The organism is Schlesneria sp., from assembly GCF_036405755.1.
GTDB lineage: Bacteria > Planctomycetota > Planctomycetia > Planctomycetales > Planctomycetaceae > Schlesneria > Schlesneria sphaerica.
Genome location: NZ_DASWWZ010000678.1, coordinates 1 through 5,695 on the forward strand (window position 1 = coordinate 1; position 5,695 = coordinate 5,695).

Consider the following 5,695-nt stretch of genomic DNA (forward strand, 5'->3'; position numbering starts at 1 on the left):
TCGGGAATCCTCCCTCCCGGCGAGAACGTGACTACAAACGGGAACTCGATCTCATCCAGCGCACACGCTGGGGGCGCCACCACCAGTCAGCCCGGATGGACCTGTGGTACTACTTTGTTTTTCGCGGAATTCATCTGCTGAAGGAAGGTGGAACTCTTTCCTACATCACGAATGCTTACTGGCTGCAGGGAAGCGGGTCCAGCAAGCTGATTGCCGCCCTGCGTGAGCAAGTTCGCGTGGATGAGATTCTGTTACTTAGGAACACTCCCGTATTCCCCCGAGTCACAGGACAGCATGTGATATTTAAGTTGACTCGGGGACCGGCCGATCGAAACACGGTCATTCGAATCGCGGGACAGTCTGGAGCGGTTCTGGCAACTTCGTTGTCAGACAGTCCCGGCCAGGTGATCCGGTTCGAAAAGTCCCGATCACAACTCTTTCACGGCGACCGGATCGATGTCTTCCCGTCCCATGACGGACTGCTCACCAAGCTGAAAAAGTTTCCGCGACTTGGCGAGCTTGGCGAAGTGAGACAGGGGATTGCAGAGAACCCAGCAACACTGAATCGGCGTACTCTCGTCCGTTTTCCCAAGCCGGCCGAAACCTTCGGCTGGATTCAGGACGAAGGGGTTTTCTCGCTGACCCCGGCAGAAGTGGGGGATCTGGGTCTCACCCCCGCAGAATTGAGCCTGCTTCGGCCCTACCACGATCTTTGTGACCTGGACCGTTACCGATGTTCGTTAGACGCATCGCGGCAACTAATCTATTCGACCCCGGCAACTTGTCCGGATATCGAGGACTTGCCGAATCTAAAGAAACACCTCACTCGTTTCCGGGACGTTCTGGAAGCGCGGCGCGAGACTCAGCGGGGGACAAATTCGTGGTGGCACCTGCACTGGCCCCGTGAGGAACGAGTCTGGCTATCCGATAAACTGATCATCCTTCAGATGGCGGTTCGACCGAGTATCGTTCCGGTCTGGGGCGCCTGCTATGTCCCGTTCAGCACGAATGTCTGGGTTCCCCGCCCCCAGACGCGCGAGCACCTGAATTATGTCTGCGCGGTCCTGAACAGCCGAGTCCTGTGGGCCTGGTTCGCGAATCACAGCAAACGCCGTGGCATCGGACTTGAACTGAATGGTCATGTTCTGAAACAGGCACCGGTTCCGCGGATTGACTTCAGCGATTTACACCAACGTCGTTGTCACGACGAGCTGGTGCAATTAGTCGATCTTCGATTGGGTTTGTCGCAGAATCGATTCCCGTCGGGAACGATGGAAGGAAGTGACGAACTCGCTCTGCAGCAATCCGTTGAGTTCGAGATCGATCTACGCGTGCAGTCCCTGTTTGAATTGGATCCCAGCGAAGTGGGACTCGTCGAGGAAATTCTCGGCCGAGAATCCATTTAACACGCCGATAAAAGGCAAGCAGCCCAACCGCTCAAAGGCGATCGGGCTGCTGGTTCAGCGGCAGGCCGGGTCGCACTGCCACGAATCAATCTCATCAATTTCTGGATGTCGCCTGGATGACCTGGCTGGTCACTTCCGGAGACCGACCGGATGTGCCGCGGGGTGCAACGCGTGCTGCCCCCAGGCCTGATCCCGTAGTATTCCATTGTCGGAATGGGGTCAGCACTTCGTCTGGAGTAAATCCGGAGCTGGAGTTTGCTGCGATGAACCTTCGCCGTGCCTCACCGCAACTGCGGGCCGAGACTTCCAGAAATTCGCGTTTTCTGGCTTCGGAGATTCCTTCCAGCTTATTGCCGATGTGCTCGACCCATCCCGGGTTCTTCACCATCGCCTGCGACATCAGATGAACATAGAGGGTCATCTGTTTGAAGTTTCGATCCGCAATACTGTGACTGACTGGGGCGATCACTCGTGCTGCCGTTTCAATCGCCTGCGAGGGAAATTCGACGAAAACATCGCCGGAATGGGTCCCGATAATCCGACCGTCCTGCTCTTTTGCGAATGAGGTCTGAACCCGCATCAGCGAACGTGCAAGAATCGGTTTTGGCAGCAGCGGACTTTTGAATGCCCCATCGCAATGAATCATCGTATCGGATGAGGTATGCAGCAGCAGTTCCAGTTCACCAACGGATCCGTCACCTGCATCGGCATGGTATTGGTCGGGCCCCGATGGCTGCAGCTGAAACTGGGAAATATCCATCGCTCGCCACGTTGCGACGGCCACATCCGGGTTCTTCAGAAAATACTCGTAAACGGCGGGATCACATTCGAACGAAATTGTCGGCAATCGACGGAACATCCCTACGTTCTTCAGCAGCGACTGCGACTTCCGCTGACTGTTCACACTCAGGCGATCCAGTCCCAGGTCCGCGATGGCCTGCTTACGGATGGCGCTGGAGGACGATCCATTCTTGACGATCGTTAATCCCGGGTAAGCAGTATTCTCGTCGTTTTCAAGATCGCGGGCGGTCACCTTGGTGTTGACCTGCGTTAACGCTTCGGTGATCTCGGGGCGGTCGCCTGCTTCGCTCCTCGCTGTCGTGATGCACAGCGTTGCAATTGCCGTCACCGAGCGCAGCCATCTCCCCCGCAGGATCGAGTGTGGCATACCTATCTTCCCCCCCGTTGTACCGATCACGACAGCGCCGTCAGGCGACTGTCCCTCTCCACCGCGAGCAACTGCAATGACAACCAGGTGCCACTGATCCTGGACTTCCCTTCACTTCCGATCGCGTCCTGAAGTCCAGCGGAGGATTCATCGGCACATTCGCTACGACCCCGATAGAGATTAAAAAACGCAGGGAAACTCTGCTTTTGCACCCTGTTTACTCAGTTTTTCCCAGCTTTTCAGGAGCTTCGAGACGGAACCGCCCGCCACATTTTTTTGAGCGAACATCGAGCCGTCCTCGACAAAGTCTACCCAGGTTATCATGTTGGAATTCGCGAATCAGGCCACTTTGAGATCCTGCGTCTCCGTCCGTGAAAACTTGACATTGAATTGATTTGTTCGCGAAATCAGCCAAGGCTGGAAGCGGCGATCCCTGCCACATTGGACTGTGCACTCCTCACCGCCCGAGGAATTGCAGACGGTCTGTCGACCCGGGATTTTGCGAGTCAGTACGATTTCTCAAGGGCGATTGACGCTCCGCCAAACGATTGAAACGAGGACAGCCCATGAAACAACCCCTTGACCAGCAGGCTCATGATGTTGCCAGGCTGTTGATCAGCCATCAGCAGCGGATCATCTTTGCTGAAAGCTGTACGGCCGGATTAGTGTCGGCAGTCCTCGGACGGGTCCAGGGGGTGTCCGATGTTCATTGTGGATCGGCCGTTGTCTATCGTCTCGATACGAAGACTAAGTGGCTGGGGGTCCCACCGGACATCCTCGTCGATCCCGGTCCGGTCAGTGAATGTGTCGCACGATTGATGGTGGAAGGGGTTCTCGCGCGAACACCCGAGGCAACAATGGCCGCTTCGATTACGGGGCATCTGGGACCGGGCGCTCCAAGCGCCCAGGATGGGCTCGTGTACATCGGGGTCGGCTTCCGGAATAAGCCGGCACAGATCTTCGAACATCGCCTCACGAATATCGACGAGATGACGCAATTCCCGGGTGCAACTCTCCGTGAACAACGTCAATGGGCCGCGGCGGATCTTGTCTTGAGAGAAACGTTAAAAGTCCTCTCGTCCGGGGCCGACGCGTCGTAACTTTCCCTGAACATCGGAAATTACTGCCGCGGTCGATGTTCGCTGAGTACCAGACAACAATGACCCAATTCTCTTGGTCTATCCTCACCGAAAGTTCTGGGGTTCGACGTCGACCTGGTATTCGACGTTCGGGTGGGGTGGAAATTCGGGAGCAGCAACTTCCCAAATTTTGGACAGGGCCTGCAGGTCGGGTGCTGCAAGCTGCAGGTGGTAACGGAAATTGGCTTTCAGTCGGGTGATAGGACAAGGTGCCGGACCCAGCACGCGGACATTTGAATGAGTCTCTTTCGCCGCAGCACGGATCAGTTCTCCCACTTTGGTTGAGTACTCTTTCACTTCGGCCTCGTTCGGTCCCCGCAGAATGATTCTTGCCTGATGTGAGTAGGGAGGCGCATTCAGCACTTTCCGGTGGCTGAGCTCCGTCTGAGCGAAGCCGATGTAGTTGTGTTCTGCCGCTCGAAGGATCGGATATTGCGATGGTGAGGCTGTCTGAACGAGCACCCGTCCACCTCGACTGCTTCGCCCCGTACGACCAGCGACTTGTGAGATCAGTTGGAACGTCCGTTCTGCAGAGCGCAAGTCAGGTTGGTGCAGCAGCGTGTCAGCATCGATGACTCCGACCAACGTCACGTTGGGAAAGTCGAGGCCTTTGGCGATCATCTGCGTCCCGAGCAGAATCTGCACTTCGCCATGTCGAAACTTTTCCAGCGCAATGTCGTGCGCACCACGCTGCTGCATGGTGTCGCTATCCATTCGCAGGCACTTGAAGTGATCAAAACGAGCTCGGACTTCGGCTTCAAGCCGCTCGGTCCCCAGCCCGAGGTAAGAGAGTCCGGGACGCTGACAGTAAGGGCACGCAGCGGGAGGTTTTGTCGAAAAATTGCAGCTATGGCACAGCGCCACGGCTCGCTCGCGGTGCCACGTCAACGTGATATCACAGTCAGGGCACTTGATCCCCTGCCCGCATCCTCGGCACCAGATCACGGACGAGTAGCCGCGGACATTCAGGAACAGGATGACCTGTCCTCCTTCGCGGAGGGCCAGGTTCATGGCCTGGAAAAGTGCACGTCCAATCGCAGCCCCCTTCCCGATGGCGGGATCGTTGCGAGTATCGACGAGCACAACAGGAGGCATTGGCAGTCCGGCAACCCGTTTTGGCATGGAGATCAGCGTGTCGTGACCGTCAACAGCTCGCTGCCACGATTCCAGCGTTGGTGTGGCCGACCCCAGAATCAGTGGAACCCGTTCCATTTCCGCCCGCTTACGGGCCACTTCACGCGCATGGTAGCGCGGCGTGTTGTCCTGCTTGAAACTCGTTTCATGCTCTTCATCGATCACGATCAGTCCCAGCTGCGGCGTCGGTGCGAACACGGCGCTGCGAGCTCCCACGACGACTTGAACCTGCCCACTGGAAATCTGCTTCCAGTGGCCATGCCGTTCTGCATCGGTCAGGTGACTGTGAAGAACCGCGACAGAGGCGAAGCGACTGCGAAACCGGCGAATCGTCTGCGGAGTGAGGCTGATCTCGGGAACGAGCATGATCGCCTGGCGCCCGTAGCTGACAATTTCCTCAATCGCCTGAATGTAGACCTCGGTCTTCCCACTTCCGGTGACACCGTGCAAGAGCAGCGTCCGATGCTCGCCCGAGCGAACACAATCCAGGATCGTATTCACGGCAACCGTCTGGTCTTCATTCAGTGTGATTTCCCGGCGCGGCTCGGTATTCACTTCGGTGTTACCCGTAAAGACCCGTTCCCGCTGCGTGACGATCAATCCTTTCTCACGTAGTGACTGAATGGGAGAAATCCCGCACTGGGCCAGCGTCGAAAGTTCGTCGACCGGCAGGGCCCGATTGAGTTGTGCCAGAACTTCGACCACAGAGCGCTGCTTCCCTCGCAATTTCAGTTCGTCCAGGATCGGCTTAAAATCGGGGACCGGAACAGCGGAACCGGAGGCCACGATGGAATCGCCCTCCGTCACTTCCGTCCCGGTGCGCGTGTCGGGAACGGGATGTCCCGCAG

4 protein-coding genes are annotated in these 5,695 nt (G+C 57.1%); 2 read left to right on the forward strand and 2 right to left on the reverse strand.

The window, feature by feature from the left end:
* A partial coding sequence (locus VGE80_RS22420; protein WP_440594193.1) for an Eco57I restriction-modification methylase domain-containing protein occupies positions 1-1,406 on the forward strand: 1,406 nt, incomplete at its 5' end.
* A gap of 94 nt (positions 1,407-1,500) precedes the next feature.
* Here VGE80_RS22420 and VGE80_RS22425 read toward each other — a convergent pair.
* Positions 1,501-2,574, reverse strand: a complete 1,074-nt coding sequence (locus tag VGE80_RS22425) for a hypothetical protein (protein WP_440594194.1) — start codon at positions 2,572-2,574, stop codon at positions 1,501-1,503.
* A 566-nt stretch (positions 2,575-3,140) separates the two neighbouring features.
* Here VGE80_RS22425 and VGE80_RS22430 point away from each other — a divergent pair.
* Entirely contained in the window at positions 3,141-3,674 is a 534-nt protein-coding gene (locus VGE80_RS22430; RefSeq protein WP_440594195.1) for a CinA family protein, read from the forward strand.
* 84 nt (positions 3,675-3,758) lie between these two features.
* On the opposite strand, the gene priA is transcribed toward VGE80_RS22430, so the two are convergent.
* Positions 3,759-5,695: replication restart helicase PriA (gene priA / locus VGE80_RS22435; RefSeq protein ID WP_440594196.1), on the reverse strand; the 1,937-nt coding region annotated here is incomplete at its 5' end.

Excerpts from the sequence above, each read along its gene's own strand:
- VGE80_RS22425 (WP_440594194.1), bottom strand. The coding sequence starts at position 2,574 with ATGCCACACTCGATCCTGCGGGGGAGATGGCTGCGCTCGGTGACGGCA.
- VGE80_RS22430 (WP_440594195.1), top strand. The coding sequence starts at position 3,141 with ATGAAACAACCCCTTGACCAGCAGGCTCATGATGTTGCCAGGCTGTTG.